This is a genomic window from Rhizobium sp. LARHSG275 (assembly GCF_052871115.1).
In genome coordinates this window covers 34,286-60,594 of sequence record NZ_JBIXJN010000026.1, presented here as the reverse complement: position 1 = coordinate 60,594, position 26,309 = coordinate 34,286, and the positions used below count along the sequence as shown (strand labels likewise).

Annotated in this window: 28 protein-coding genes; 17 read left to right on the top strand and 11 right to left on the bottom strand. The window is 60.9% G+C overall.

Going from position 1 to position 26,309, the window contains the following annotated elements:
• Positions 1 to 116: 116 nt before the first annotated feature.
• From ACIPSK_RS28410 to ACIPSK_RS28380, 7 genes are all read left to right on the top strand, one after another.
• Positions 117 to 1,427, top strand: coding sequence for an ABC transporter substrate-binding protein (locus tag ACIPSK_RS28410; protein WP_017967989.1), 1,311 nt, complete (start codon positions 117 to 119; stop codon positions 1,425 to 1,427).
• A gap of 138 nt (positions 1,428 to 1,565) precedes the next feature.
• On the top strand, positions 1,566 to 2,438 hold the full coding sequence (locus ACIPSK_RS28405; RefSeq protein ID WP_017967988.1) for a carbohydrate ABC transporter permease: 873 nt from the start codon (positions 1,566 to 1,568) through the stop codon (positions 2,436 to 2,438).
• Between the two features lies 1 nt (position 2,439).
• Positions 2,440 to 3,270 carry a carbohydrate ABC transporter permease gene (locus ACIPSK_RS28400; RefSeq protein WP_017967987.1) on the top strand — a complete coding sequence of 277 codons (831 nt, stop codon included), beginning with the start codon at positions 2,440 to 2,442 and terminating at the stop codon, positions 3,268 to 3,270.
• Positions 3,271 to 3,288: 18 nt separating this feature from the next.
• Complete coding sequence (locus tag ACIPSK_RS28395) at positions 3,289 to 4,287, top strand: ABC transporter ATP-binding protein (protein ID WP_017967986.1); 999 nt, start codon at positions 3,289 to 3,291, stop codon at positions 4,285 to 4,287.
• Between the two features lie 82 nt (positions 4,288 to 4,369).
• The gene (locus ACIPSK_RS28390; protein WP_162119116.1) at positions 4,370 to 5,851 is read left to right on the top strand and encodes a mannitol dehydrogenase family protein; all 1,482 of its coding nucleotides are present in this window, start codon (positions 4,370 to 4,372) and stop codon (positions 5,849 to 5,851) included.
• 97 nt (positions 5,852 to 5,948) lie between these two features.
• The gene (locus tag ACIPSK_RS28385) at positions 5,949 to 6,638 is read left to right on the top strand and encodes an HAD family hydrolase (RefSeq protein WP_017967984.1); all 690 of its coding nucleotides are present in this window, start codon (positions 5,949 to 5,951) and stop codon (positions 6,636 to 6,638) included.
• On the top strand, positions 6,638 to 8,221 hold the full coding sequence (locus tag ACIPSK_RS28380; RefSeq protein WP_162119115.1) for an FGGY-family carbohydrate kinase: 1,584 nt from the start codon (positions 6,638 to 6,640) through the stop codon (positions 8,219 to 8,221). The genes ACIPSK_RS28385 and ACIPSK_RS28380 overlap by 1 nt, the downstream gene beginning before the upstream one ends.
• A 53-nt stretch (positions 8,222 to 8,274) precedes the next feature.
• On the opposite strand, the gene ACIPSK_RS28375 is transcribed toward ACIPSK_RS28380, so the two are convergent.
• Positions 8,275 to 9,129 carry a MurR/RpiR family transcriptional regulator gene (locus ACIPSK_RS28375; protein WP_162119114.1) on the bottom strand — a complete coding sequence of 285 codons (855 nt, stop codon included), beginning with the start codon at positions 9,127 to 9,129 and terminating at the stop codon, positions 8,275 to 8,277.
• 238 nt (positions 9,130 to 9,367) lie between these two features.
• On the opposite strand from ACIPSK_RS28375, the gene ACIPSK_RS28370 reads away from it, so the two are divergent.
• Positions 9,368 to 10,081, top strand: coding sequence for a sulfate transporter family protein (locus ACIPSK_RS28370; RefSeq protein WP_162119113.1), 714 nt, complete (start codon positions 9,368 to 9,370; stop codon positions 10,079 to 10,081).
• A gap of 3 nt (positions 10,082 to 10,084) precedes the next feature.
• On the opposite strand, the gene ACIPSK_RS28365 is transcribed toward ACIPSK_RS28370, so the two are convergent.
• Positions 10,085 to 10,510, bottom strand: a complete 426-nt coding sequence (locus ACIPSK_RS28365) for a VOC family protein (RefSeq protein ID WP_162119112.1) — start codon at positions 10,508 to 10,510, stop codon at positions 10,085 to 10,087.
• Between the two features lie 80 nt (positions 10,511 to 10,590).
• Between ACIPSK_RS28365 and ACIPSK_RS28360 the strand changes: the two genes are divergently transcribed.
• Positions 10,591 to 11,169: a TetR/AcrR family transcriptional regulator gene (locus tag ACIPSK_RS28360; protein WP_162119111.1), complete on the top strand. Its 579-nt coding sequence runs from the start codon at positions 10,591 to 10,593 to the stop codon at positions 11,167 to 11,169.
• Here ACIPSK_RS28360 and nth read toward each other — a convergent pair.
• A complete protein-coding gene (gene nth / locus ACIPSK_RS28355; RefSeq protein ID WP_210254227.1) occupies positions 11,134 to 11,940 on the bottom strand; it encodes an endonuclease III in 807 nt (268 codons plus the stop codon). The two genes, ACIPSK_RS28360 and nth, sit on opposite strands and share 36 nt — an antisense overlap.
• On the opposite strand from nth, the gene ACIPSK_RS28350 reads away from it, so the two are divergent.
• Positions 11,939 to 12,436 (top strand): DUF2244 domain-containing protein, encoded by a 498-nt coding sequence (locus tag ACIPSK_RS28350; protein ID WP_162119134.1) that lies wholly within the window; start codon positions 11,939 to 11,941, stop codon positions 12,434 to 12,436. The genes nth and ACIPSK_RS28350 overlap by 2 nt on opposite strands.
• Before the next feature lie 179 nt (positions 12,437 to 12,615).
• Positions 12,616 to 13,488, top strand: coding sequence for a methylated-DNA--[protein]-cysteine S-methyltransferase (locus ACIPSK_RS28345; protein WP_162119109.1), 873 nt, complete (start codon positions 12,616 to 12,618; stop codon positions 13,486 to 13,488).
• Positions 13,489 to 13,634: 146 nt separating this feature from the next.
• Here the strand turns inward: ACIPSK_RS28345 and ACIPSK_RS28340 are convergent, their stop codons facing one another.
• On the bottom strand, positions 13,635 to 14,615 hold the full coding sequence (locus ACIPSK_RS28340; RefSeq protein WP_017967977.1) for a sugar-binding transcriptional regulator: 981 nt from the start codon (positions 14,613 to 14,615) through the stop codon (positions 13,635 to 13,637).
• A 425-nt stretch (positions 14,616 to 15,040) separates the two neighbouring features.
• On the opposite strand from ACIPSK_RS28340, the gene tal reads away from it, so the two are divergent.
• Together tal and ACIPSK_RS28330 are read left to right on the top strand one after the other, a co-directional pair.
• A complete protein-coding gene (gene tal / locus ACIPSK_RS28335; RefSeq protein WP_026154552.1) occupies positions 15,041 to 16,006 on the top strand; it encodes a transaldolase in 966 nt (321 codons plus the stop codon).
• Positions 16,007 to 16,099: 93 nt separating this feature from the next.
• Positions 16,100 to 16,768, top strand: coding sequence for a DUF1345 domain-containing protein (locus ACIPSK_RS28330; protein WP_162119108.1), 669 nt, complete (start codon positions 16,100 to 16,102; stop codon positions 16,766 to 16,768).
• 54 nt (positions 16,769 to 16,822) lie between these two features.
• Here the strand turns inward: ACIPSK_RS28330 and ACIPSK_RS28325 are convergent, their stop codons facing one another.
• Together ACIPSK_RS28325 and ACIPSK_RS28320 are read right to left on the bottom strand one after the other, a co-directional pair.
• Positions 16,823 to 17,623, bottom strand: a complete 801-nt coding sequence (locus tag ACIPSK_RS28325; protein WP_017967974.1) for an anti-sigma factor family protein — start codon at positions 17,621 to 17,623, stop codon at positions 16,823 to 16,825.
• Positions 17,620 to 18,375 (bottom strand): sigma-70 family RNA polymerase sigma factor, encoded by a 756-nt coding sequence (locus tag ACIPSK_RS28320; protein WP_162119107.1) that lies wholly within the window; start codon positions 18,373 to 18,375, stop codon positions 17,620 to 17,622. The genes ACIPSK_RS28325 and ACIPSK_RS28320 overlap by 4 nt, the downstream gene beginning before the upstream one ends.
• 298 nt (positions 18,376 to 18,673) lie before the next feature.
• Here ACIPSK_RS28320 and ACIPSK_RS28315 point away from each other — a divergent pair, with 298 nt between their 5' ends.
• The 3 genes from ACIPSK_RS28315 to ACIPSK_RS28305 are packed head-to-tail and all read left to right on the top strand — an operon-like array spanning position 18,674 to position 20,637.
• On the top strand, positions 18,674 to 19,648 hold the full coding sequence (locus tag ACIPSK_RS28315; RefSeq protein WP_162119106.1) for an MBL fold metallo-hydrolase: 975 nt from the start codon (positions 18,674 to 18,676) through the stop codon (positions 19,646 to 19,648).
• Between the two features lie 20 nt (positions 19,649 to 19,668).
• A complete protein-coding gene (locus tag ACIPSK_RS28310; RefSeq protein WP_017967971.1) occupies positions 19,669 to 20,133 on the top strand; it encodes a tetratricopeptide repeat protein in 465 nt (154 codons plus the stop codon).
• A 57-nt stretch (positions 20,134 to 20,190) separates the two neighbouring features.
• Complete coding sequence (locus ACIPSK_RS28305) at positions 20,191 to 20,637, top strand: DoxX family protein (protein ID WP_162119105.1); 447 nt, start codon at positions 20,191 to 20,193, stop codon at positions 20,635 to 20,637.
• Between the two features lie 277 nt (positions 20,638 to 20,914).
• Here the strand turns inward: ACIPSK_RS28305 and ACIPSK_RS28300 are convergent, their stop codons facing one another.
• Entirely contained in the window at positions 20,915 to 21,088 is a 174-nt protein-coding gene (locus tag ACIPSK_RS28300; RefSeq protein WP_004678026.1) for a DUF1328 domain-containing protein, read from the bottom strand.
• A gap of 167 nt (positions 21,089 to 21,255) precedes the next feature.
• On the opposite strand from ACIPSK_RS28300, the gene ACIPSK_RS28295 reads away from it, so the two are divergent.
• Positions 21,256 to 21,879: a YjbE family putative metal transport protein gene (locus tag ACIPSK_RS28295; RefSeq protein ID WP_162119104.1), complete on the top strand. Its 624-nt coding sequence runs from the start codon at positions 21,256 to 21,258 to the stop codon at positions 21,877 to 21,879.
• A gap of 79 nt (positions 21,880 to 21,958) precedes the next feature.
• Here ACIPSK_RS28295 and ACIPSK_RS28290 read toward each other — a convergent pair whose 3' ends face one another.
• The 4 genes from ACIPSK_RS28290 to ACIPSK_RS28275 are packed head-to-tail and all read right to left on the bottom strand — an operon-like array spanning position 21,959 to position 26,150.
• Entirely contained in the window at positions 21,959 to 23,386 is a 1,428-nt protein-coding gene (locus ACIPSK_RS28290) for a gamma-aminobutyraldehyde dehydrogenase (protein ID WP_162119103.1), read from the bottom strand.
• Between the two features lie 13 nt (positions 23,387 to 23,399).
• Positions 23,400 to 24,212: an ABC transporter permease gene (locus ACIPSK_RS28285; RefSeq protein WP_162119102.1), complete on the bottom strand. Its 813-nt coding sequence runs from the start codon at positions 24,210 to 24,212 to the stop codon at positions 23,400 to 23,402.
• Complete coding sequence (locus ACIPSK_RS28280; RefSeq protein WP_162119101.1) at positions 24,202 to 25,167, bottom strand: ABC transporter permease; 966 nt, start codon at positions 25,165 to 25,167, stop codon at positions 24,202 to 24,204. Before ACIPSK_RS28280 ends, ACIPSK_RS28285 begins: the two co-directional genes overlap by 11 nt.
• Entirely contained in the window at positions 25,164 to 26,150 is a 987-nt protein-coding gene (locus ACIPSK_RS28275) for an ABC transporter ATP-binding protein (RefSeq protein WP_017967964.1), read from the bottom strand. Before ACIPSK_RS28275 ends, ACIPSK_RS28280 begins: the two co-directional genes overlap by 4 nt.
• Between the last annotated feature and the right edge of the window lie 159 nt (positions 26,151 to 26,309).

Below are 26,309 nucleotides of genomic sequence, written 5' to 3'. Positions count from 1 at the left end.
TGATTACTGCCTTCGGCGTTGCAGCAACGATTGCCGATTGACATTCTTTATCGTTTGTTGAGTAATTGCCCATGAGCGAAGCGAATGCTCACACCCCATCTTCTGGGAGGAAGATTATGACATTGAGAACTTTTCTGCTGGGCGCCTGCTCAGCACTGGCGTTTGCCGGCATGGCTTCGGCCGAGACGCTGACAATCGCGACCGTTAACAACGGCGACATGATCCGGATGCAGAAGCTGACGGATGATTTCAAGGCGAAGAATCCCGGCATCGACCTTGAATGGGTCACGCTCGAAGAAAACGTGCTGCGCCAGAAGGTCACGACCGACATCGCGACGAAGGGCGGCCAGTACGACGTCTTGACGATCGGCACTTATGAAGTGCCGATCTGGGCAAAACAGGGCTGGCTGGTGCCGCTCGACAATCTCGGCGCCAACTACGACGTCGACGACCTGCTGCCGGCGATCCGCAGCGGCCTGACCGTGGACGGCAAGCTCTATGCGGCGCCGTTCTACGGCGAAAGCTCGATGGTCATGTACCGCAAGGACCTGTTCGACGCCGCCGGCCTGAAGATGCCGGACGCGCCGACCTGGGACTTCATTGCCGACGCTGCCCGCAAGATCACCAACAAGGACAAGGAAGTCTACGGCATCTGCCTGCGCGGCAAGGCCGGCTGGGGCGAGAACATGGCCTTCCTGACGGCCATGTCCAATTCCTTCGGCGCACGCTGGTTTGACGAGAAGTGGAAGCCGCAGTTCGATCAGCCGGAGTGGAAGGACACGCTCGACTTCTACGTCAAGCTGATGAAGGATGCAGGCCCTCCGGGCGCCTCCTCCAACGGCTTCAACGAGAACCTGGCGCTGTTCCAGACCGGCAAGTGCGGCATGTGGATCGACGCAACGGTTGCCGCTTCCTTCGTCGCCGATCCGAAGCAGTCGCAGGTCGCCGACAAGGTCGGCTTCGCGCTCGCCCCGGACAAGGGCCTCGGCAAGCGCGGCAACTGGCTCTGGGCCTGGAGCCTTGCCATCCCGGCAGGTTCGCAGAAGGCCGAAGCTGCCGAGAAGTTCGTCGCCTGGGCCACGAGCAAGGAATACAGCAACCTCGTCGCCGAGAAGGAAGGTTGGCTGAACGCACCTCCGGGCACTCGCAAATCTCTCTACGCGAATGCGGACTACCAGAAGGCGGCTCCCTTCGCCAAGATGACGCTCGACTCGATCGAGTCGGCCGACCCGACCAAGCCGACCGTCAAGCCGGTCCCCTATGTCGGCGTCCAGTTCGTGGCGATCCCGGAATTCCAGGGCATCGGCACGGCAGTAGGTCAGCAGTTCTCGGCAGCCCTTGCCGGCCAGCTTTCGGTCGACCAGGCGCTGAAGAGCGCACAGCAGCTGGCAACCCGCGAAATGACCAAGGCCGGTTACATAAAATAAAACCTCCCGAGCAAGAGGCGGATACTTGACATTCCGCCTCTCTGGGCCGCCGATTGCCCGAACTGCATCGGCGGCTTCTTTTTTCAGACATAGCTGCCTTGCGGCCGCTCCCCGCTTCAGTCCAGATCGGTGATTGCCATGGCAACCTTACACACCCGCTCCTCCGCGCGTCTGATGATTGCGCCCTCCGTGCTGCTGCTTTTTGCATGGATGATCGTCCCGCTTGCGATGACGATCTATTTCTCGATGCTGAACTACAATCTGCTCAGCCCCGGCATGGAGAGCTTCGTCGGCTTTCTGAACTACGAATATTTCCTATCTGATCCGGCCTTCATCGCCGCGCTGGTCAATACGCTGCTGCTCGTGGCCGGCGTTCTATTGATCACCGTCATCGGTGGTATCGCCTTTGCGCTGCTGCTCGATCAGCCGATGTACGGCCAGGGCATCGTGCGTATCCTGGTGATCGCGCCGTTCTTCGTCATGCCGACGGTGGCCGCACTCGTCTGGAAGAACATGTTCATGAACCCGGTCAACGGGTTGTTTGCCCATCTTGCCAAGGCGATCGGCTTGCAGCCGATCGATTGGCTAGCGAATGCGCCGCTGTTTTCCGTCATTCTGATCGTCGCCTGGCAGTGGCTGCCCTTTGCCACCCTCATCATGTTGACCGCGTTGCAGTCGCTCGACGAGGAGCAGAAGGAAGCCTCCGAAATGGATGGCGCCGGTCCGATCTCGAAGTTCATCTACATCATCCTGCCTCACATGGCCCGTGCCATCACCGTGGTGATCCTGATCCAGACGATCTTCCTGCTTTCGGTCTTTGCCGAAATCCTCGTCACCACCAACGGCGGACCGGGCACCGACAGCACGAACCTCACCTACCTCGTCTATGCCCAGGCGCTGCTGCAGTTCGATATCGGCGGGGCATCGGCCGGCGGTATCGTGGCTGTTATCCTCGCCAATATCGTCGCAATCTTCCTCGTGCGCCTTGTCGGCAAGAATCTGGAGGCTTGAGATGGCCAGAAAAGTCACAACGAAGCGCAAGCTGATCGTCACCGCGATCGCCTGGACGCTCGGTATCCTGATCTTCTTCCCGATCCTGTGGACGTTCCTGACCAGCTTCAAGTCGGAAGCCGACGCCATTGCCTCGCCGCCGCAGTTCCTGTTCTTCCACTGGACGACGGAAAACTATGCCGAGGTGCAGAGCCGGTCGAACTATCTCAGCCACTTCATGAACTCGGTGATCATCTCCTTCGGCTCGACGCTGATCGGCCTGATCATTGCCATTCCGGCCGCCTGGGCGATGGCGTTTTCGCCGACCAAGCGGACCAAGGACGTGCTGATGTGGATGCTGTCGACCAAGATGATGCCACCTGTGGGCGCACTGATCCCGATCTATCTGATGTTCCGCAATTCGGGTCTGCTCGACACGCGCACCGGCCTGGTGGTCGTGCTGACGCTGATCAACCTGCCGATCATCGTCTGGATGCTCTATACCTACTTCAAGGAAATCCCCGGCGAGATCCTCGAAGCGGCCCGCATGGACGGAGCGTCGCTGATGAAGGAAATCGTCTACGTGCTGACGCCGATGGCCGTGCCCGGCATTGCCTCGACGCTGCTTTTGAACATCATCCTTGCCTGGAACGAGGCGTTCTGGACGCTCAACCTCACCGCCTCGAAGGCGGCGCCGCTGACGGCCTTCATCGCCTCCTATTCCAGCCCCGAGGGCCTGTTCTACGCCAAGCTGTCGGCGGCATCGACGATGGCGATCGCGCCGATCCTGATCCTTGGCTGGTTCAGCCAGAAACAACTCGTCCGCGGCCTGACCTTCGGCGCTGTGAAATAACATAAAAGGGAGAGAAACATGGGCAGCATTACCCTTCAGAAGGTTTCCAAGGTCTTCGGCGAAGCCAAGGTCATCCCGTCGATCGATCTCGACATCAAGGACGGCGAGTTCGTCGTCTTCGTCGGCCCGTCGGGCTGCGGCAAGTCCACGCTGCTCAGGCTGATCGCCGGGCTCGAAGACGTCTCGGGCGGCAAGATCGTCATCGACGGCCGGGACGCCACCGAAAAGGCGCCGTCTGAGCGCGGCCTTGCCATGGTGTTCCAGTCCTATGCGCTTTATCCGCATATGAGCGTGCGCAACAACATCGCCTTCCCGCTGAAGATGGCCGGCATCAACAAGGCGGAGATCGACCGCAAGGTGACGGATGCGGCCCGGGTGCTCAACCTCACCGACTATCTCGAGCGCAAGCCGCGCCAGCTTTCCGGCGGCCAGCGCCAGCGCGTGGCGATCGGCCGCGCCATTGTGCGCCAGCCTTCGGCCTTCCTCTTCGATGAACCGCTGTCGAACCTCGATGCGGCACTGCGCGTCAATATGCGCCTCGAAATCAGCGAGTTGCATCAGCAGTTGAAGACGACGATGGTCTATGTCACCCACGACCAGGTCGAGGCGATGACCATGGCCGACAAGATCGTCGTCCTGAACAGGGGCAATATCGAGCAGGTCGGCTCGCCGCTCGAACTCTACAGCCGCCCCCGCAACCTCTTCGTCGCCGGCTTCATCGGATCACCCAAGATGAACTTCATCACCGGCCAGCACGCCGCCGCCCTCAACGCTCATACCATCGGCGTCCGGCCCGAACATGTGCTGTTGTCGATGGAGAGCGGCGATTGGAAGGGCAGGGTCGTGGTCGCCGAACATCTTGGTTCCGACACCTTCCTGCATATCGATGCCGATAGCATCGGCATGGTGACGGCGCGCGGTAGCGGCGACTTCCCGGCCAAAGCGGGAGACACGGTTTTCCTGACGCCGGACCGTTCGCGTATTCACAAATTCAACGAGGGCGGTCTTGCCATTTGAAGCGGACCGCGGGTGGGGGCAGGCATGCGAGCCGGACGATGGCGCCCGGCCGTCTCGGCAAGACCTTCAAGAGGACTGAAACATGACGTGCAAATTATCGCTGGCAACACTTTCGGATGTGGCGCGCACTGCTGCCATTCCTGGATATGACAGGGCATCGCTGAAAGCCGGCATCGTGCACTTCGGCGTCGGCAATTTCCACCGTGCCCACCAGGCGATCTATCTCGACGATCTCTTCAACGCCGGCATGGATCACGACTGGGCGATCGTCGGAGCCGGTGTGCTGCCGTCGGATGCCGCCATGCGCGAAAAACTGGCGGCGCAGGATTTCCTGACGACGGTGGTCGAACAGGACAACAACAAGACGGCGGCGCGCGTCACGGCACCGATGATCGATATCCTGCCGGTCGGCGATGCCGCTGCCATCATCGCCAAGCTTGCCGATCCCGAGATCCGCATCGTCTCGATGACGATCACCGAAGGCGGCTACTTCATCGATGCATCGGGCACGTTCAATCCGACCCATCCGGCGATCACCGCCGACGGACAAAATCCCAACGCGCCGAAGACGGTGTTCGGCCTGATCGTCGCCGGCCTGAAGGCGCGCAGAGACAAGGGCATCGGTCCCTTCACCGTCATGTCCTGTGACAACATTCCCCATAATGGCGTCGTCACCGCCAATGCCGTCGTTGGCACGGCCGCACTTTCGGACCCAGCCTTTGCCGATTGGATCCTGGCGAACGTCGCCTTCCCGAACGGCATGGTCGACCGCATCACGCCGGCGACCAGCCAGCGCGAGGTCGATTTCCTCCGGGACAATTTCGAGATCGAGGACAGTTGGCCGGTCTATTGCGAGGAATTCAAGCAATGGGTGCTCGAGGATAAGTTCACGGCCGGCCGGCCGGCGCTGGAAAAGGTCGGCGTCACTTTCGTTGCCGATGTCACGCCCTACGAGCACATGAAAATCCGCATCCTCAACGGCGGGCATGCCGCGATCGCCTATCCGGCGGCGCTGATGGACATTCATTTCGTTCATGATTCCATGGAAGATCCGCTGATCCGCGCCTTCCTTGCCAAGCTCGAGAAAGACGAGATCATCCCGATCGTGCCGCCGGTGCCGAACACGTCGCTGACGGATTATTTCGCCTTGATCGAACATCGCCTGCTCAATCCGAAGATTGCCGATACCATTCCGCGGCTGGCGCAGGATGGCTCCAACCGCCAGCCGAAATTCATCCTGCCGTCGACGCTCGACAATCTGCGTCAGGGCAGTGACGTCATCGGCCTGGCGCTGGTTTCAGCACTCTGGTGCCGCTATTTCGCCGGCAAGACCGACAGCGGCAAGGATATCGTCTTCAACGACGCCAGTGCAGAGCGCCTGCATGCGGCAGCGCTGAAAGCCAAGGACGACCCGTCGGCCTTCCTCGTCTTCGACGATATTTTCGGCGAAGTGGCGAAATCCGAACTTTTCCGCAAGCGTTTTGCCCATGCTCTCAAAACGCTGTGGGAAAAGGGCACGCGGGAGACGCTGCAGCTCTATCTCGACGGCAAGCTCGCAGTGTAAGGAATCCCGATGGCGGTATCTGCTGCCGCCATTCATCCGGCCTTGCGAGCGACGCGGGACGGTAACACGTGCGAATTGAACTCAGGTTGGGTCTTCCATGGCTGATGCTGAAACACGGTTGGTCATCTTCGATTGCGATGGCGTACTCGTTGACAGCGAGCCGATCTCGATCAGTGTGCTCGTCGGGGCGATGAACGATCTCGGCGTCTCGATCACCGAAGACCAGGCTTATGAGCGTTTTCTCGGCCGCAGCCTGTCTACTCTCATCGACACGCTGGAGACCGAATTCAACGTTCATGCCGGCGAGGAATTCCTTGAGCGCATCCGCACCGATCTTTACGCCCGTTTTCGCACAGAACTGAAGCCGATCGAGGGTATCGCCGCGGCCATCGACGGGCTTGGGGTTCCCTGTTGCGTTGCCTCGTCCAGCCAGATGGAGCGAATCCGGCTGTCGCTGTCGGTGACCGGGCTTCTCGACAAGCTGCCCGATATCTTCAGCGCGACGATGGTCAAGCGCGGCAAACCGGCACCCGATCTCTTCCTGCATGCGGCGCGTGAAATGCAGGTCGAGCCGGCTCATTGCCTTGTCGTTGAAGACAGCCCGGCCGGCGTTGCCGCCGCCAAGGCGGCAGGCATGACGGTCTTCGCCTTCACCGGCGGATCACACGCCAACTTCGCCGGATACCGTGCCGAACTCGACCGCCTTTCGCCGGAAGTGGTGTTTGACGCCATGCCGGATTTGATACACCTTGTCCGCAACCATAAGCTGGACGGGACCAAGACTTGATGCGTGATCATGTGGTTGCGGTGGATATCGGCACGGGCAGTGCGCGCGCCGGCGTCTTCGATGCACGCGGCCGACTGCTCGCCAAGGCCGAGCATCCGATCGTGATGAACCGGCCGCGCGAAAACCATGCCGAGCATGATTCCGAAGATATCTGGTCGGCCGCCTGCACGGCAGTGCGCAGGGCGATGGAGCAATCCGGCATCGCCGCCGCCTCGGTCGGAGCGATCGGTTTCGACGCCACCTGTTCGCTCGTCGTCCGTGATGTCGAGGGCCGGCAGCTCAGCGTTTCCACAGGCGGGGAGAGGCGTTTCGACACGATCGTCTGGCTCGATCATCGGGCGCTGAAGGAAGCCGATTTTTGCACGGCGACGCAGCACAGGGTGCTCGAACATTCCGGCCACGTGATGTCGCCGGAAATGGAGATGCCGAAGTTGATGTGGCTGAAGAAGAAGCTGCCGGCCACATGGGAAAAGGCTGGCTATTTCTTCGATCTCGCTGATTTCATGACGTGGAAATCGACCGGATCGCCCGCCCGTTCACGCTGCACGCTGACGGCGAAATGGAACTATCTCGCCCATCTCGAAGAGGGCTGGCAGCAGGATTTCCTCGAACGGATCGGCCTCGAGGATCTTCAGGCGCGCGGTCATCTGCCGGATGAGACCACGCCCGTCGGAGACAGCGTCGGCCGGCTGACGCAGGAAGCGGCGGAAGCGCTGGGTCTGACGACGGACTGCCATGTCGCTGCCGGGATGATCGACGCCTATGCCGGCGCACTGGGCGCGCTCGGCGGCTACGCCGCCGATCCTGTCAAACGCGAGCACCAACTGGCGCTGATTGCCGGCACGTCGAGTTGCATCGTTACCTTCTCGCGGGAACGCAAGCCGAGCCATGGTATGTGGGGTCCCTATTACGAGGCTGTCTTCCCGCAGTCCTGGCTGGTGGAGGCCGGGCAATCGGCGACCGGCGCGTTGCTCGACCACATCGTCCGCATGCATGCGGCCGGTGGCGAGCCGACGGCAGCGCTGCATCAGAAGATCGTCGCGCGCATCGCCGACTTGCGGGCCGAGGAGGGCGATGACTTCGGCGCGCGGATCTTCGTGCTGCCTGATTTCCACGGCAACCGTTCGCCGCTTGCCGATCCGCATGCCGTCGGCGTTGTCAGCGGGCTTACGCTCGACACGTCCTTCGACGGGCTTTGCGCACTCTATTGGCGCTCTGCAGTGGGGATTGCGCTCGGCATCCGCCATATCCTGGAAATGATGAAGGAATACGGCTACATGCCCGATACGCTGCATATTGCCGGCGGGCATGTGAAGAACCCGGTGCTGATGGAGCTTTATAGCGATGCGACCGGCTGCAAGGTCGTGATGCCGAAGATGAACGAGGCGGTGCTTCTTGGCACGGCGATCGCAGCATCCGTCTCCTGCGGCTTGTACAAGGATCTGGCGGCGGCCGGCGAAGCGATGTATCCGGGCGGCGACGAACGACTTCCCGACAAAGCGAAGCAGGCGCTCTACGACCGCGACTACCGCCGTCTTCTCGCCATGCACCGGCACCGCGCCGAATTGGAAACGATGCAATAAAGCGACGCTCTAAGGACGCTCCATCACATTGAATCTGCGTATAACCGTTCAAATTAATGGTTTACCGTCTCGCCGAGGACGGTCGCGAATTCCATCATGCGGCGGCGGCGAAGTGCGGCCTCCTCTCCGACTTGGAGGATGACGGATTCCGACAGGCAATCGAGCAGCGCGATCAGCGGCGGGAGATTGTCGAGATCGGGGGCGCGAGCGGGCGGCAAGGGCAGCATGACGTTCGATTGGTCCGCCATCCAGTCCGCTTGCTGCGGTGAAATGAGCACGACCTTATAGCCGTAGCGCCGCGCCGTTCTGGCCAGCAGTCGCGCCTTGGCGAAGCGGCGACAGTCGATGATGACAAGCAGCGCGTCGTCGACTGCCAGTCGGGCGAAAAGTTCCGCGAAACGGTTGTCGGCGGCGTCGAGCGTGCGCACGCCGTCGCGAGCTTGCGTCAGCCGCTGGCAGAAGTGATTGGCCAGGCTCGAGAGCCGCGCATGCGTGGCGATCGACACTTCGCGGGCAGTGCTGATCAAACTGACGGCTTCCGACCAGTGCGGCTGCGCCGTCAGATGATAGATATGATGGAGGGCCTGGATCTGTTCGGCAACCAGCACAGCGAGCGGTTTGCCCGCCGCGGCGTCCGCATGCAACTCGCTCATGGCGCTTTGCAATTGCGCCGGCGATGCTGTCACGGTCTCGCGAATCTCCACCTTGACGCTGTCCAATCCCTGATAGCCGAGCGCGCGCAGGAAGCGCCCGACGGTCATCGGCGAAAGATCCAGCCTGTCGGCGACAGACGCAGCCGTCTCGAACGGCAGGTCGTTCAGGTGTTCGGTGAAATATTTCGCGATACGGCGTTCGGCCGGCGTGCCGGTTTTTGCGTATTGCCTGAGTTTGTGCACAAAGTCTTCCACGTTAGCCTCCCCCGTCTCCCCTCAGAGGCGTTCCGTGGGTGCGCTTTCTCGCCCCCTTGTCTTTGCAACTATTCTCGGAAGCTGCTTCTCAGGCCCATGCGTATTTTTAGATGCCTTACAATATTATATTAGCATTCAGTTTTCGACAAGTTTTCTATTACAGAATGCAATTTTATTCTCTCTTGCCGATGGCCTCCACCTTTCCTACATCTTCGGCGCAACCGGAGACGCCTGGGACATGATTCTTGACGCCGCTCGACTATCGCTCGCCAATTTGTTCGCATCGGAAACGCGTTCTGTCTTCTGGAAGGTACTCGGCCTGACGATTCTCGTGCTCGTCGGCCTCTGGTTCGCGCTGCGCGGCGCCTTCATGATCTTCCTCTTTCCCTGGCTCACGGGTTTTTTTCCCGATCTGCCGGATTGGGCGGGATGGCTCGCTTTCCTCTTCGCGATCCTGGCCGGTATCGGCCTTGCGTTGATGCTGGCGCTGCTGCTGTCGCCGGTCACGGCGCTGATCGCCGGCCTGTTTCTCGACGATGTCGCCGATGTCATCGAAAAGCGCGACTATCCCAAGGATGCGCCGGGCACCGCCATGCCGCTCGGTCCGGCGATGGCGAGTTCGATCAAGTTCCTCGGCGTGGTGATCCTCGGCAATATCGTGGCATTGTTGCTGCTGTTTATCCCCGGCGTCAATCTGGTCGCGTTCTTTCTGGTGAACGGCTATCTGCTCGGACGGGAATTCTTCGAATTCGCCGCCATGCGCTTCCGTTCGCCGGATGAGGCGCGGCTCTTCCGCGCCAAGCATGCCCCCACCGTCTTTCTCGGCGGGCTGGTAATCGCCCTCTTTCTGGCCATCCCGATCGTCAATCTTCTGACGCCGCTTTTCGCAGCCGGCATGATGGTGCATCTGCACAAGCTGATTTCCGCACGGGACACCGGGTTGCGAGCCTGAGGCTCAACCGGGCAGGGCGGAGGCCTCGTACATCGCCGCGAATTCGGCGCTTGGCGGGATCAGCTTGATGATGTCGATCAGCACGCCGTTCGGATCGGCGGTGATGAAATGCCGCTGGCCGAAATCCTCGTCGCGGATTTCTCTCAGAATTGGCAGGCCGGCGCTCCGGCAGGCTGCATAGATCGCATCGACATCGGCGACCTCAAAATTGAGGAGCAGGCCGGACACCCTGCCGCGGGCTATGGCCGGAATGGTTTCGTGGCCGCCGTCAAGGACGGCAAGCGAGATATGCTCCTCCTCTGCCGATTGCAGGTGTACATACCAGTCGCTCTCGAACAGAGCTTTGAAGCCGAAATGCGTGCAATAGAAGCTGGCGGTGCCGGCGACGTCGTCGGTCATGATGACCGGATAATAGCTCGTCGCTTTCATCTCTTTCCTCCTTTTATTTGCATACAATCTGTATGTTTTTGGGTATTAACATACATTCTGTTTGTATGTAAAGAGGACGTATGAGCCGCAGCAATCGCGAGAGAACGGAACAGACGAGACAGGCGCTGATCGATGCCGGTCGACGTCTCTTCGTCGAGAAAGGTTATCCCGAAACCGCGACGCCGGAGATCGTTGCGGCGGCTGGGGTAACGCGTGGCGCGCTCTATCATCATTTTGAAGACAAGAGGGCGCTTTTTCGCGCAGTCATCGAATGCGAGGCGAAAGCGGTGGCCGAGGAGATCGAGGCGCGCTCGGCGTCCTACGACGCGCCGCGTGCCGGGCTGATTGCCGGCGCCTCGGCCTATTTCGATGCAATGATGGCGCAAGGGCGCACGCGACTACTGCTGATCGAGGCACCTGCCGTGCTCGGCCCGCTGGCGAGCGCGACGATCGATGCAGAGAATGCGGAAGCGACGCTGCGGGCAGGGCTTGCAGCTATGCTTCCGGAGGCCGGCGCTATGCTCGAACCGCTGACGTCGCTGCTATCGGCAGCCTTCGATCGCGCGGCGATCGCGATCGAAGCGGGCGCGGAAAGGCGGCATTACGAGCAGGCGATCGCTGTCCTACTCGACGGCCTCGCCGATCACCTGCGGCGGTAGCTCGACCAGCGGAGCCGGCACATCCCAACTCTTCTCCGGCGATTTGCAGAGATCGGCAATGATACAACGCTCGCATTCGGGCCGGCGCGCCTTGCAGGTGTAACGGCCATGCAGGATCAGCCAGTGATGGGCGTGATAGAGGTAATGGCTGGGAATCACCTTCATCAGCCGCGCCTCGACCTCGTCGGGCGTCTTGCCGGGGGCAAGCCTGATGCGATTGGCGATTCGGAAGATGTGCGTATCGACGGCCATCGTCGCCTGGCCGAAGGCCATGGAAAGCACGACATTGGCGGTCTTGCGGCCGACGCCCGGCAATTTCACCAGTTCGTCGCGCGTCTCCGGCACCTTGCCGCCGAATTGGTCGACCAGCATCTGCGAGAGCGCGATAACGTTTTTCGCCTTGTTGCGGTAAAGGCCGATCGTTCTGATGTAATCGCGCAGCCGCTCCTCGCCGAGATCGAGCATCTTTTCCGGCGTATCGGCAACCCTGAAGAGCGCACGCGTCGCCTTGTTGACGCCAACATCGGTCGCTTGCGCCGAAAGTGCCACGGCGACGACGAGAGTGAAGGGGTTGGTGTGCTCGAGTTCGCCCCTCGGCTCCGGCCGCTGCACCGAGAAGCGGCGGAAGATCTCCTCGCGCTCGGCCTGGGAATAGGCCGTGCGCACCGCGGCTGGCGGTTTGCGGCGGACGATCACTTTCGTGTCCTGAGGCATCTTGGTAACGGATTTGAGTTTCGGATTTGCCATGGAAACTCTATACTCAGCAGCCATGATGGAAAGCAACGCCGACAGCTTCAACGAGCAGCCTGTTTTCGCCGCCGAGCTCTTTCCCCACCGGTCGCTCGGCCGCCGGGGCTTCAAGGTGTTGCTTGCCCTATCCGGTGCCGTCTGCTTGCTTTACGGCATGTTCTTCATCGCGACGGGGGCCTGGCCGATCGGCTTCTTCTTCGGACTGGATTTCGCGCTTCTCTACGGCGCCTTCTGGCTGAATTACCGCTCGGGGAAAGCGCGCGAACAGGTGACGGTGTCGCGCACGGATGTGTCGGTGCGTAAGTTTGCGCCATCGGGACGGATGGTGGAGCATCATTTCAATCCGTTCTGGGCGCGTTTCCTCGTTCGCCGGCACCAGGAGATCGGCATCCTTTCCATGCATATCTTCGGCGAGGGCCGGCGTACGGATATCGGCTCCTTCCTCAATCCCGACGATCGCGAAAGCTTCGCCAAGGCCTTCAAGGGAGCACTGGCGACGGTCAAGCAGCGGATCTGAGCTAGAGCGGTTCAGCTTTTCACGGAAGCGCAGAACCGCTCTAACTTTAGTTTTTACGCAATTCCGGACGGAAAACCGCTTCGCACTTTTCCTGGCATTGCTCTATCCAGCGGCCGCGCAAGAAACGGGTGGTTTGCTCACCCCCTATTGACTATCTCCTTGTTACAAGGAGAAAGACGATGAATATGATTGCCAACCTGCAGACAGACATCACGCCTGACGGCCCTGATTATGACATTGTCCGTCGGGTGATCGAACTCATCACCGAGGATTACCGCGACCAGCCTTCGCTGGAAACGATCGCTGCGCGGCTCAACCAGTCGCCGACCCAGCTGCAGAAGACCTTCACCCGCTGGGCTGGGCTATCGCCCAAGGGCTTCCTGCAGGCGGTGACGCTCGACCACGCCAAGCGACTGCTGCGCAAGGAAGACATGCCGCTGCTCGAGACCTCGATCGAGGTCGGCCTCTCCGGGCCGAGCCGCCTGCACGACCTTTTCGTCACGCATGAGGCGATGTCGCCCGGCGAATGGAAGGCGAAGGGCGGTGGTCTCACCATCCGCTACGGCTTCCACATCTGCCCCTTCGGCGTGGCGCTGATCATGGTGACCGATCGCGGCCTTGCCGGCCTTGCCTTCAGCGATTCCGGCGACGAGCGGGCCTGTCTCGAGGATATGACCTGCCGCTGGCCAAACGCCTGTTATGTCGAAGATCTGCAGGCGACGGTTCCCTATGCCGCCCGCATCTTCGAGCCCGGCAAATGGTCCTGCGACCAGCCGCTGCGTGTCGTGCTGATCGGTACGGATTTTCAGGTGCGCGTCTGGCAGAGCCTGCTGAAAATCCCGTTCGGCAAGGCCGTCACCTATTCCGATATCGCCAACGATGTCGGCCGGCCGACGGCGCAGCGCGCCGTGGGTGCGGCGGTCGGGGCAAACCCGATCTCCTTCGTGGTGCCTTGCCATCGGGCGCTCGGTAAGAATGGCGCGCTGACGGGCTACCATTGGGGCCTCACCCGCAAACGGGCGATGCTCGGCTGGGAATCGGCGCACGCCTGAGCGGGTTTGTGGAGCGAAGCGGTGGGTCATTCGCCGCTTATCGCTGCGACCGCTCGCTCCCCCAGCCGCCTGCCGGCACCGACCGAGGTCGAGCCACGGGTCTCGACCCGTCCTTCGGACCCCTGCTGGTGAGAAGATTCAAGCCGTTATGTCTCCGCCAATTCCAGCAACGCTCGTGCGGCACTTTCGTCGGTGATCAGCGTGTTGCAGCCGATGCGCTTGATCGTCGCACGGATCGCCACGGCGCGATGGGCGCCGCCGGAGGAAAGCACGATGTGCTTTGCCTCCTTCAGCGTGTCGAGGTCGACGGACATGACGCGGCGGTTGATCGAATGGTCGACCGAATTGCCGTCCTTGTCGAGGAAGTTGAACATCGTGTCGCAGACGCAGCCGGCATCGATCAACTCCTGCAACTCGGCCTTCGATATCCAGCCTTCCGACAGCGAGGTCGAATGCGGGCCGATATCGCCGCAACTGACGATCGCCAGATCGAGGTTCTCGGCGAGACGATAAATCGTGTCCAGCCCGCATTTCTCGATCAGATTGCGCTTGGTATCGATGGAATCGACGAGAAGCGGCGCCAGGAACATGTAGCATTCGGCACCGAGCTGGTTTGCCAGTCGCCATGTGTAATCGATCGGGTTCGTCTGATGCACGGCGACGATACCGCCGAGCAGCGAGACGACCTTGCAATTGGCGCGGCGCGGCGGCCGGAAGCTCGACAGCGAGGCGGTCATGGTGCGGCCCCAGCCGACGCCGATGGTGTAGTCGTTCGGGATCGCTTCTGAGAGGAACTGGCCAAGCGCCAGGCCGACATTTTTAGCCAGTGAATTGACGTCGCCATTGACCGGCGCAGGGACGACGATCGCCTCGTCGAGGCCAAAGGCATGCTCCAGCTTCACCGAAAGTTCAACGCAGTCGCCAATCGAATCGTTGATCCAGATCTGGACTTCGCTGCGTTTCATCGCCTCGTCGAGCAGGCGGATGACGGTGGTGCGGCTGATGCCGAGCTGTTCGGCGACATCCTTCTGGGTCAGACCCTCGTTGTAATAGAGCCATGCCGCCCTTAGCCGCAGCGAGGATGCCTCCGAATAGGCCGTGTGCGTACCGCGTTTGAGCTTGACCACGTCTCCTCCGCACGATTTCGTGCCCTAGATCCCTTATGGGATGAAAGGCCTTAGCGACGCCCTTGTTGCCGGGGATAATGACGGGTGTGACACTTATGTCAATTGAAATGCACAAATGTCCTTGACTTTTCGTAGGGCAAATGGCGATAGTCCGGGTGACATACGTCGTTCTTGTCCGTCCGAGGAGGACATAGTGCGGGCATACCGAAAGTCACGACTGGCCCTCCAGCCGCAAGCGGCATCGCTTGCGTTTGAGCTGCCGTTCGTTCGCGGCCGGAACAGGGCCACTGTCCTTCACGTTTATGAATCATCCGTAACGGATGCGCGCCTTTTCGCCTGCAGCATGCAAACTACCTCTCGGTAGATCACCTTGCCCGGCGGAACGCGCGCCGGTCGCAGCCCAAGTTCAACAAGGATTATTGACCATGACATCCAAGCTTGACCAACTCCGTGAGATTACCACCGTGGTCGCCGATACCGGCGACATCGAAGCCGTCGCCCGCCTGAAGCCTGTGGATTGCACGACAAACCCCAGCATCGTGCTCAAGGCTCTCGGCACGCCGATGTTTGCCGACGCCGTCAAGGAAGCCGTCGCCTGGGGCAAGAAGCAGGGCGGCAATCCCAAAGCCGTTTCTTCTGCCGTCGCCGATCGTCTTGCCATCTCCGTCGGTGCAGCCCTAGTGAAGCTCGTCCCGGGCCGCGTCTCGACCGAGGTCGATGCCGACCTGTCCTTCGATACCGAGGCTTCGCTTGCCAAGGCGCGCGCAATCATTGCCGCCTACAAGGATCGCGGCATCGGTCAGGACCGCATCCTCATCAAGCTCGCTTCCACCTGGGAAGGCATCCGCGCCGCGGAAGTGCTGCAGAAGGAAGGCATAGACTGCAACCTGACGCTCCTCTTCAGCAAGGCCCAGGCGATCGCCTGCGCCGACGCCAAAGTGTTCCTGATTTCGCCCTTCGTCGGCCGCATCCTCGACTGGTACAAGAAGTCGACCGGCAAGGAGTTCACCCCCGAGGAAGATCCGGGTGTCATCTCCGTCCGTGAAATCTACAACTATTACAAGACCAACGACATCAAGACGATCGTCATGGGCGCCTCCTTCCGCAGCGCCGGCGAAATCGAAGCCCTAGCCGGCTGCGACCGCCTGACCATCAGCCCGAACCTGCTCGACGAGCTCGCCAAGGATGAAGGCAAGCTCGAGCGCAAGCTCTCGCCGGAGAGCCGCATGCCGGATCCGAAGGTCTCCGTCGACGAGAGGACCTTCCGCTGGATGGTGAACGAAGACGCGATGGCGACGGAAAAACTCGCCGAAGGCATCCGCGCCTTCGCCAAGGATCTGGGAACGTTGCGCACCATGGTGCAGAAGGAACTGCAGCTGGCCGCCGCCTGATAAGGCACGGCATGCAATCGAAGGCGCGGCTGCCGGCTGGCAGGCGCGCCTTTTTCGTGCTGTTATCAAGGGCATATGCTGTCGGAGACTGATATGGCGGATGAGGGACGAGCAAATTCGCTGATGGCATTTGCCTATAAGCACGCGAGTTTCATCATCGCCGCACTTGCCGGGCTGGTGGTCTTCTTGGCTGTGACCTCGCGCGAAGTCAGCGCCGGCAACATCCTGTTCGGCTGGAATGTCAGCGCCGGCGTTTTTGTCGCGCTCAGCTGGCGCAAGATGTTGCGGGCGACGGTGGAAAGCATCCGGAAACGCTCCGCGGATCTCGATTTCTCCGACACCGTCCTCTTGGCTCTTTCGATCGGTGCGGCACTTGCCAGCATCGCCGGCATCGGTCTCGAACTTCATTCGATCAAGGAGACGGCACCAAATGTCGCGCTGGCACGGGCAGGTGTCGCGGTGCTGACGATCCTCATCTCCTGGGTCTTCCTGCACACGCTTTTCACCATTCATTATGCCCACTATTTCTATGGTGTTTCGGACGAAGAAGGCGGGCTCAAGTTTCCTGACGGAATAGAGGAGCCCGGCTACTGGGATTTCCTCTATTTCTCCTTCACCATCGGCGTTGCCGCTCAGACGGCCGATGTCGCGGTCAGTTCGACCAGCATGCGCAAGCTGACGCTGCTGCATGCGGTGCTGTCGTTCCTGTTCAACACGACGATCCTGGCGCTTGCGATCAATGTCGGGGCGAGCCTGCTTTAGATCATTAAAAACTGGAGCGTGATGTCATCCGAAAACCGCTCACACTTTTAGGCATCATGCTCTCGCCGCCGCCCTGAAGACGGACTCGAACTCGGCCAGGTCGCCCGCGGCGACATCCGAAATCGCCCAGAACACGAGCCCGCCATCCGACCATTGCGTCATGTTGTAGCCGTCATGCACCGTCGTCGTCTGCGCGGCCGATGCCGTCGGCCAGATGAACAGGTTGATGACATGGCCGTGGCGCCGGTAGACGAGGGCCGCAACGGCGCGATCACCGATATAGTCGACACGTCCGCCGACCAGCGGAAAGCCATCCTTGGCGAGATCGCTGACCGGCGGCGAAAAATCGACCTTGCCGTTGAACCAAGGTTTTACTGTATGCTGATCCGAGGTCAGCACGTCGGTCAGATGATCGGCCATCATCGACCTGACATGGCTTGCCATGATCTGGTCCTGCAAAAGCACAGTCTGCGACGGCGCGTTGACAAATAGGATGGTGCCTGCCGCCAGGACCGCGAGCGAAGGCACGAAGCTCCATTTCCGAATGAAATCCAACGCGCGGTGCCAGACAGGCGCCTGGCGCGGCGGGGGCAGGCTGGACGCCGCCGCTGCCTGTTCGAATGACAGCATCGACAGGACCTGCGAACGCAGTGCCTCCGGCGGCCGCCACTTGACGCCATCCTGATCGATGATCTCTCTCACGGCACGGACCCTTTCCATCTCCGCCCTGCAATGCGCGCAGCTGGCAAGATGATCCTCGAACTGCACTGCATGGGCGGAATCCAGTTCGCCATCGACAAAGCCGTGCAGCATGACGCGCCATTCCGGGCAGCCTTTCCGTTGGGCTTCACTCATCCTGCGGTCTCGCTCTTGTTGCATGCATCCCAGGCTTCGCCAAAGTCACGCCGCGCCCTGGCAAGCCGCGACATGACAGTGCCAATCGGCGCATCGATGATCTCGGCGATCTGCCGGTAGGAGAGATCCTCAAGCTCGCGCAAGACAAGAATTTCCCGCATCGCCTCCGGCAGCCGGCTGATAACGGCGCGCACGCGCTGCTGCTCGCTTCGCCGGATCGTTTCTGTCTCCGGCGAATCCTCCTCGGAGGCGATCTGGTACTCACCACCTTCATCAGGGTCAGCGTAACCGTCATTGCCCATAGGCTGCTCGAACCGCGCTTTGCGGCGATCCTGCTGGCGCCAGACGTGGCAGCAGTTCCTCACAATGGCAAAGAGCCAGGCGCGCGGATCGCCGCCACGATAGGTTTCGAAATTGCGGTAGGCGCGCAGGAACGCTTCCTGAACAATATCCTGTGCGGCATCTGCGTCGCGGCTGAGGAAGCGGGCAAAATTATAGGCCGCGTCAAGATGCGGAACGATCATGTCCTGAAAGCGCTGCATGAACTCGCGCTGCATGGTCGCATCCGCCGTCGAAGCGATCGGATCGCTGCTCGATTTTTCCGAGACCATGAGGTGCAATAGTCGGCCCACGCCGCCGAGAAACACCGCTAGCGGTGATGGCCGAATGCGGGTCCCTGACGCGTGCCGGGCCAACAGCAGCGTCCAATCGGTCGATCCGACGGGATAGGTGATCTGAGTGTTTGTCATCATCCTCCCTGCCTCAACAGCAGCAGAATTTAGGCGTGAGACCGGCAGGCTGCAATGCGGTCCCTTGCCGTCTAGACCGATCGGCACCCGGTTATATTCCACGCTGGCGCCGATTTTTCCGCATGCAGCGGGATACTGGTCGCACGCGATAGAAATCACGCTTGTTTTTCAATCGCTTGAAGAAATAACGCCCAAGATCGGGAATAAGCGTGCCCCGCCGGCGATCTAGTTTGTCAGCGAGGACATCTGAGCAATAGCCGTCTTCGCCACCAGAAATGCCATCAACAAGAGGAGGCATATCATGTTTACCATGTCACGTCGCGCCGTCCTGGGGTCGGCTGCTGCGGCGGCTGCATTCGGGCTGTCGTCGAAGCTTGAATTCGTCATGCCGGCATTTGCTGCAACACCACTGGAGCCGGCGGTCGGCTTCTATAAATACAAGGTCGGCGATATCGAGATCACGGCAATCTACGACGGTATCTGGAGAAAGCCGCATGACCCGGCCTTCATCAAGAATGCCTCGATCGAGGATACCAAGGAGGCGCTATCGAAAGCCGGGCTTACCACCGAGTTCATGCCAATCCCGCTGACCGTCGTGGTCCTGAAGCTCGGTAATCGCCTGATCATGATGGATGCCGGCTCGGGCGTCGGCCAGTGGCAGGAAAATGCCACCCATCTGCCAGCGAACATGGCCGCGGCGGGGATCGACTACACGAAGATCGATACGATCATGATCTCGCATTTCCATCCCGACCATGTCTGGGGACTGATGGAAAAGGGCACCAACAATCCCATCTTCCCGAACGCCGAGCTCATCGTCAATGCCGACGAATACAATTGGTGGACCGCGCCCGGCCGCGTCGAAAAGCTCGCCGAAGGCCGCAAACCGGCAGGCAAGCGCATCGCTGGGGTCTTTCCGAAATGGAAGAACTGGAAGCTCGTCGCCGATGGTACCGAAGTCGCACCCGGCGTGCAGCTTGTCGCCGCGCCCGGCCACACGCCCGGCCATTCGACCTATCTTGTCGCCTCCGGCAGCAAGCAGCTGCTCGTCTCGGCCGATATCATGTATGTGCCGGCGCTGCTCGCACCCCATCCTGAATGGCAAGGCAGCTACGACCAGGATGGGCCGACGGCCATCGACACGCGCCGCCGTCTTATCGACCGCATCATTGCCGACAATATCGCGATTTGCGGCTCACATTTTCCATTCCCTGGCTCCGGCACCTTTGTCAAGGACGGAAGCGCCTATGGCTTCACGCCGACAATCCAGGCCTGAAAGGCCGAAAGGAGATCACCATGACGAAATATGCAATTCTCGGATACATCTGGCTTTGCGCTATATCCGCGGGCTTCTCCGCGGTGACGGCGTTTCCCGCCTTTGCCGTCGACAACATGCAATCGGCAGACGCTCCCGACCTGACCTCGGCGCGCGCCAAGATCGATGCCAAGGACTATGCTGGTGCGTTGGCAGAGCTTCGCGGTCTTGCCGAAGACAACCAGCAGGCGGATGTCTATAATCTGATGGGATATACGCTGCGCAAGACCGGCGACTACAGAACGTCGCTGACCTACTACACCAAGGCGCTGGAGCTGCAGCCCGATCACAGGGCAGCGCGTGAATATCTCGGCGAACTCTATGTCGAGACGGGCGATATGGCGAAGGCGGAGGAGCAGGTGTCATCGCTGAAGCAACTTTGTCCGAGCGGCTGCGAGGAACTCGAAGATCTGCAAAAGGTCATCGCGGCCAAGGACGGCAATTGACGAGCATATGAACGCAAGAGCAGGCGGGAGAGCCGCCTGCTCTTCTAACTGGAGGGTATGATGGAAAGCGCCTCAAGCCGGCCCGGACTGGCCGATCTCATTCTTTTCCTCGGCAGGCTCCTGCTGTCGCTGATCTTCCTGCACGAAGGTTGGTCGCTCGCGGCAGATATCACGGCGACCGTCGACATTTTCGCAAAACTGGGACTATCGGCGCCGATCGCGCTTGCCACCATTGCCCTTCAGATCGGCGCCGGCCTTTCCGTTGCGACAGGCTTCCTCAGCCGGCTTGGCGCACTGGCGCTGGCGCTCTTCTGCCTGGCGACCGCCTTGCTCTTTCACACGAACTTTGCGAGCCAGAACGAGCTGCTGCATTTCGAGAAAGACCTGGCGATTGCCGGCGGCATGTTCGTCCTGGCGGCTTCGGGTGCGGGAGCCATATCGATCGACAGGCTGCTGAGAAAGCGGGCCGGGATGCATCCCTGGCTCAGGGCGGCGTTGTCGTGACCATGCGCCGAAGTAAGCATACCTTGGCAAGCGAACGAATGACGATGGCACGTGGAATATGCGGCGGGATCAAAAGGGCCGCCGCCCATTGCCGGAGGGCCGAGCAGAGGGGCGAGAAGCCGCGCCGCCCCTCCATCTCAACCTCTCCTCCGAATCGTGTGTCGGAACGAGCCTAAGGCGCGTCGTGATCTTTCCGATTCCCTTTGCTTTCCACATGTCGTGCTTGCAAAGCCGCCGCACACTTTTTGCTCTACATGCTTTAGGCTGCGCCGAGCCGTCACAGAACCGCCTGGCCGGCCATCAGTGCAAGGACGAGGAAGATCAGGAAGATCACCAGCGCGATGCCGAAGAGAACGCGGGCTATCGTCGCGGTGGCGGCGGAGACGCCGGAGAAACCGAAGAAGCCGGCGATGATCGAAATCACGAAAAATATCAGAGCCCATTTCAACATGACGTCATCCTTTGCGGTTGCCTGGGAAAGACGCAGCAACCGGCAAATTGTTCCAGTTCATTTGAAATGGGCTGGCGTTCTCTCTAGGGAAATGCGGCTCTTTTCAAAGCCTATACGATCTGTTTCAAGAGATTGTCGATTTGCCCATCGATGAAAGCTCCGTCCTCATGCCAGCTTTTCTGGACCAGCATACAATCTCCGCTTATTTCGAAGTCGTCGTGATCAATCTCCTGCTGTCGGGAGACAATGTCATCGTCATCGGCATGGTCGCTGCCGGCCTCGTCAGCGAGCTGCGTGGCAAGGCGATCGCCGTCGGCATTGCAGCGGCGGCCGTCATCCGCATCATCTTCGCCGTTATCGCTGCCAGGCTTCTTGTCATCACCGGCATCACGCTTGCCGGCGGCCTGATGCTGCTGTGGATCTGCTGGACGATGGGCTGCGAGCTGCTCTCGGCGGAAGCGGAGGAAGCTCATGCCGGCGATGCGGTCTCCCATATCAAGCCGAAGCTCTTCCGGCAGGCGATCGGCCAGATCATCTTCGCCGACATCTCGATGTCGCTGGACAATGTGCTCGCCGTTGCCGGTGCTGCGAAAGAGAACACAAACGCGTTAATCTTCGGCCTCCTCCTTTCGGTGCTGCTGATGGGCGTCGCGTCGAATTTCGTCGCCAAGCTGCTCAACCGCTTCAGGTGGATCGGCTGGATCGGCCTTGCGATCATCGTCTATGTCGCGTTCGACATGGTCTGGAGCGGCGGCGAACAATTGCTGGCGCTTTACGGCCACACGGCTTGAGATATTCCGCGGCGGATGTCGCGTCGAGCAGTCGTTCGGCCGGAGGCGCGCTTCATATCCGTGGGATATCCTTTCGCCGTCAGCCGTGATTGATCATCACGTGGCGCACCGCCGTGTAATCTTCCAGCGCGTAGACCGACATATCCTTGCCGTAGCCCGATTGTTTGAGGCCGCCATGCGGCATCTCGTTGACCAGCATGAAATGCGTGTTGATCCAGGTGCAGCCATATTGCAGGCGGGCGGCGGTCTTCATGCCGCGACCGATATCCTTGGTCCAGACGGAGGAGGCCAGGCCGTAGTCGCTGTCGTTTGCCCAGGCAACCGCGTCGTCGGCATCGGAGAAGCGGGTGACCGAGACGACCGGGCCGAAGACCTCGCGGCGGACGATCTCGTCGTCCTGCGTGGCGCCTGCGATGACCGTCGGGGTGAAGAAGAAGCCCTTGTCGCCGGAGACCTTGCCACCGGCGGTGATTTCCATGTGCTTGTGCTCGGAAGCGCGGGCGACGAAGCTTTCGACGCGGTCGCGCTGGCGCTTGGAGATCAGTGGGCCGATCTCGTTTTCGGTATCGTCGGCCTGGTTGAAGCGGATGCTCGAGACGGCGGAGGAGAGGTCGGCGACAAAATTGTCGTAGACCTTGGCATCGGCATAGATGCGGCAGGCGGCCGTGCAGTCCTGGCCGGCATTGTAATAGCCGAAGGTGCGGATGCCTGCGACGACGGCATCGATATCGGCATCGTCGAAGATGATGACCGGGGCCTTGCCGCCGAGTTCCAGATGCGTGCGCTTGACCGTCTTGGCAGCAGCCTGCAGCACCTTCTTGCCGGTGGCGACATCGCCGGTGATCGACACCATGCCGATCTTGGCGTGATTGATCAGCGCATTGCCGACACTTTCGCCGCGGCCGAGAATGACGTTGACGACGCCCTCGGGAAGGATTTCGGAGAGTAGCTTGGCCATCTTCAGCGCCGTCAACGGCGTCTGCTCCGAGGGTTTGAAGACGACGGTGTTGCCGCCGGCGATCGCTGGCGCCAGCTTCCAGGCCATCATCATCAGCGGATAGTTCCACGGCGCGATCGAGCCGACGATGCCGATTGGATCGCGACGGATCATCGAGGTGTGGCCGGGCAGGTATTCGCCGGCCGCCGGTGCGTGCAGGTTGCGCACGGCGCCTGCAAAAAAGCGATAACAATCGACGATCGCCGGGATTTCGTCGTTCAACACGGCATTGATCGGCTTGCCGCAGTTCAGCGCTTCCAGCGTGGCGAAGCCGACGGCATCCTTTTCGATTGCATCGGCGATCTTCAGCAGGTAGCCGGAGCGCTCACCGGGCGTTGTCTGCGACCAGCTCTTGAAGGCCTTTTCGGCGGCATCGACGGCAGCGTCGACCTGGGAAAGCGACGCTTCGGCAAGGTCCAGCACCGTTTCGCCGGTCTTTGGGTTCAGGACGTGCTCTTCCGTTTCCGTGCCTTTTTCAAAGCGGGAACCGATCAACATTTGGATATCCATGATGTTCTCCCTGTTATTTGCCGCCGCCGGCGATCTGGTCGCCGTCGCGGGTGAGGTAATAGGCTGCCAGGATCGGCAGGAAGGTAACGAGCACAACGACCATGGCGACCACGTTGGTGACCGGGCGCTGGCGCGGGCGGATGAGCTCTTCGAGCATCCAGATCGGCAAGGTCGATTGCTGGCCGCCGGTGAAGGTGGTGACGATGACCTCGTCGAAGGACAGCGCGAAGGCGAGCATGCCGCCGGCAAGAAGTGCGGTGCCGATATTCGGCAGGATGATATGGCGGAAGGTCTGAAAGCCGTCGGCGCCGAGATCCATCGAGGCCTCGATCAGCGAGCCTGAGGTGCGGCGGAAGCGGGCGACCGCATTGTTGTAGACGACCACGACGCAGAAGGTGGCGTGACCGAGTACGATGGTCCAGACCGAAAACGGAATATCGAACAGGCTGAAGGCGGAACGCAGCGCAATGCCGGTGATGATGCCGGGAAGGGCGATCGGCAGGATGACGAGCAGTGAGATCGCCTCGCGGCCGAAGAATTTCGTCTGGCTGACGGCTGCCGCACAGAGCGTGCCGAGCACCAGCGCGATCGCCGTGGCGATGACGGCGACCTGCACGGAAAGCCCAAGCGCCGACCAGACATCAGACCGGTTCCAGGCAACCGCGAACCATTGCAGCGTCAGGCCAGGCGGCGGCCACTGATAGCTCTTCTCCTCGGTCGTGAAGGCGTAGACGAAGATCAAGAGGATCGGCAGGTGCAGGAAGAGCAGCCCGCCGGCCGCTGCGATCTTCAGGGGAAGCGGCGATGTCTTGAGGTCAGAGCGCATCGAAGGCCCCCTGTTTCTTGGCCAGCCAGAGATAGAGCGCCATGATGACGATCGGCACGACGGAGAAGGCGGCCGCCAGCGGCACGTTGCCGGCCGTTCCCTGCTGGGTATAGACCGCCTGGCCGATGAAGAGCCTGGACGAGCCGATGATCTGCGGGATGATATAATCGCCCAATGTCAGCGAGAAGGTGAAGATCGAGCCGGCGACGATGCCGGGCAATGCCAGCGGCAGCAGCACGGTGCGGAAGGTTTGGCGCGGCGTGGCGCCGAGATCGGACGAGGCCTCGATCAGGTTGCCGGGCACACGCTCGAGGGCTGCCTGTGTCGGCAGGATCATATAAGGCAGCCAGATATAGACGAAGACGATGAAGGTGCCGAGGTAGCTCACCGAAAGCGAATTGCCGCCGATAACAGGCAGGTTCAGGATGCCGTCCAGCAGCCAAGAGAGATGCACCTTCTCGAAGATCCAGGTGAGGATGCCTTCCTTGGCGAGGATGAGCTTCCAGGCGTAGATCTTGACGAGATAGCTCGACCAGAGCGGCAGCATGATGCCGAGATAGAAAAGCGCCTTCCATTTGCCTTGCGCATAACGCGCTGTGTAGTAGGCGATCGGGAAAGCGATCAAGGCGGAAGCGATGGTCACCAGCGCTGCCATGACGAAAGTGCGGATGATGATGTCGAAATTCGTCGGGTTTAGAAGCTGCGCATAGGTCGAAAGGGTGAATTCGTAATTCACCAGGCCTGAGAAATCGTCGATCGAAAAGAAACTCTGCAGAAGCAGGGCGAGCAGCGAACCGATATAGATGATGGCGAGCCAAAGCAGCGGCGGCGTCAGCATCAGGAAGAGCAGCAGTTTCGGGTGCCGCCAGAAGACATCGGACAGCCGGCCGAAGAGGCCGCCGCGCCCCGGAAGAATCGATGTCGCCTCATTGGAGGTGATGAAGATCGCCGTCATGCCGCGTCATCCATGTAGTGGATATCGCCGGGCTGCCAGGCAAGGCGTATGCCGGCGCCGACGACAGGCACATCTGCGCCCGCCGGCAGCATCACATGCAGCCGCACCCCCCGGAGGCCAACGGTGAGGCGCGTGGCTGCGCCGAGGAAGCTCGCATTGTCGACCTGCGCCTCGACGCCGTCGCCTGCCAGCCGGATTGCTTCGGGACGAAGGCTTGCCCAGCGTCTTTCGCCGCCGAACGAGGCCATCAGATCAGGCGCGATGACGTTCGACGAGCCGACGAAATCGGCGACGAAGCGGTTCTTCGGGCGGCGGTAGATATCCTGCGGCGTGCCCTCCTGCACGATGTTGCCATCGTTGAAGACGGCGACGCGGTCGGCCATGGACAGGGCCTCGCCCTGATCGTGGGTGACAAATATGAAGGTGATGCCGAGCGCGCGCTGCAGGCTCTTCAACTCCTCCTGCATCTGTTCGCGCAGTTTCAAGTCCAGGGCGCCGAGCGGCTCGTCGAGCAGCAGCACCTTCGGCTTGTTGACGAGCGCGCGGGCCAGCGCCACGCGCTGGCGCTGGCCACCGGACAGCTGGCCGGGGCGGCGGGCGCCGTAACCCGGCAGCTTGACGAGATCGAGGGCGTCGCCTGCTGCCTTCATCCGCTCCGCCTTGCCGATGCCCTTGACCATCAGCCCGTAGGCGACATTGTCGAGGATGTTCAGATGCGGGAAGAGCGCGTAGTCCTGGAATACAGTGTTGACGTTGCGGCGATAGGGCGGGACGCCCTCGGCCGTCTCGCCGAAGATCTGGATATGGCCCGATGTCGGCTGTTCGAAGCCGGCTATCAATCGCAAGCACGTCGTCTTGCCCGAGCCGGAGGGGCCAAGCATCGCGAAGAACTCGCCCGGCGCAATCTCGAGATCGACGCCGTCGACGGCGCGAACCTGACCGAAATGGCGCGATACCTGCTGGAAACGGACGGCTGACGTCATTGGGGGCTCCGGCTTCTTTGCTTTTAGAGAGGCTGCGGTCTTGGTTCATATGACCCCGCCCCAAACCCCTCCCCACGAGGGGAAGGGGCTTAATCTGCCGTACCCCTTTCGCAAATACCTTGGTGTTTCGGCAGGAATTCGGCGGTGCCACTCGGAGCC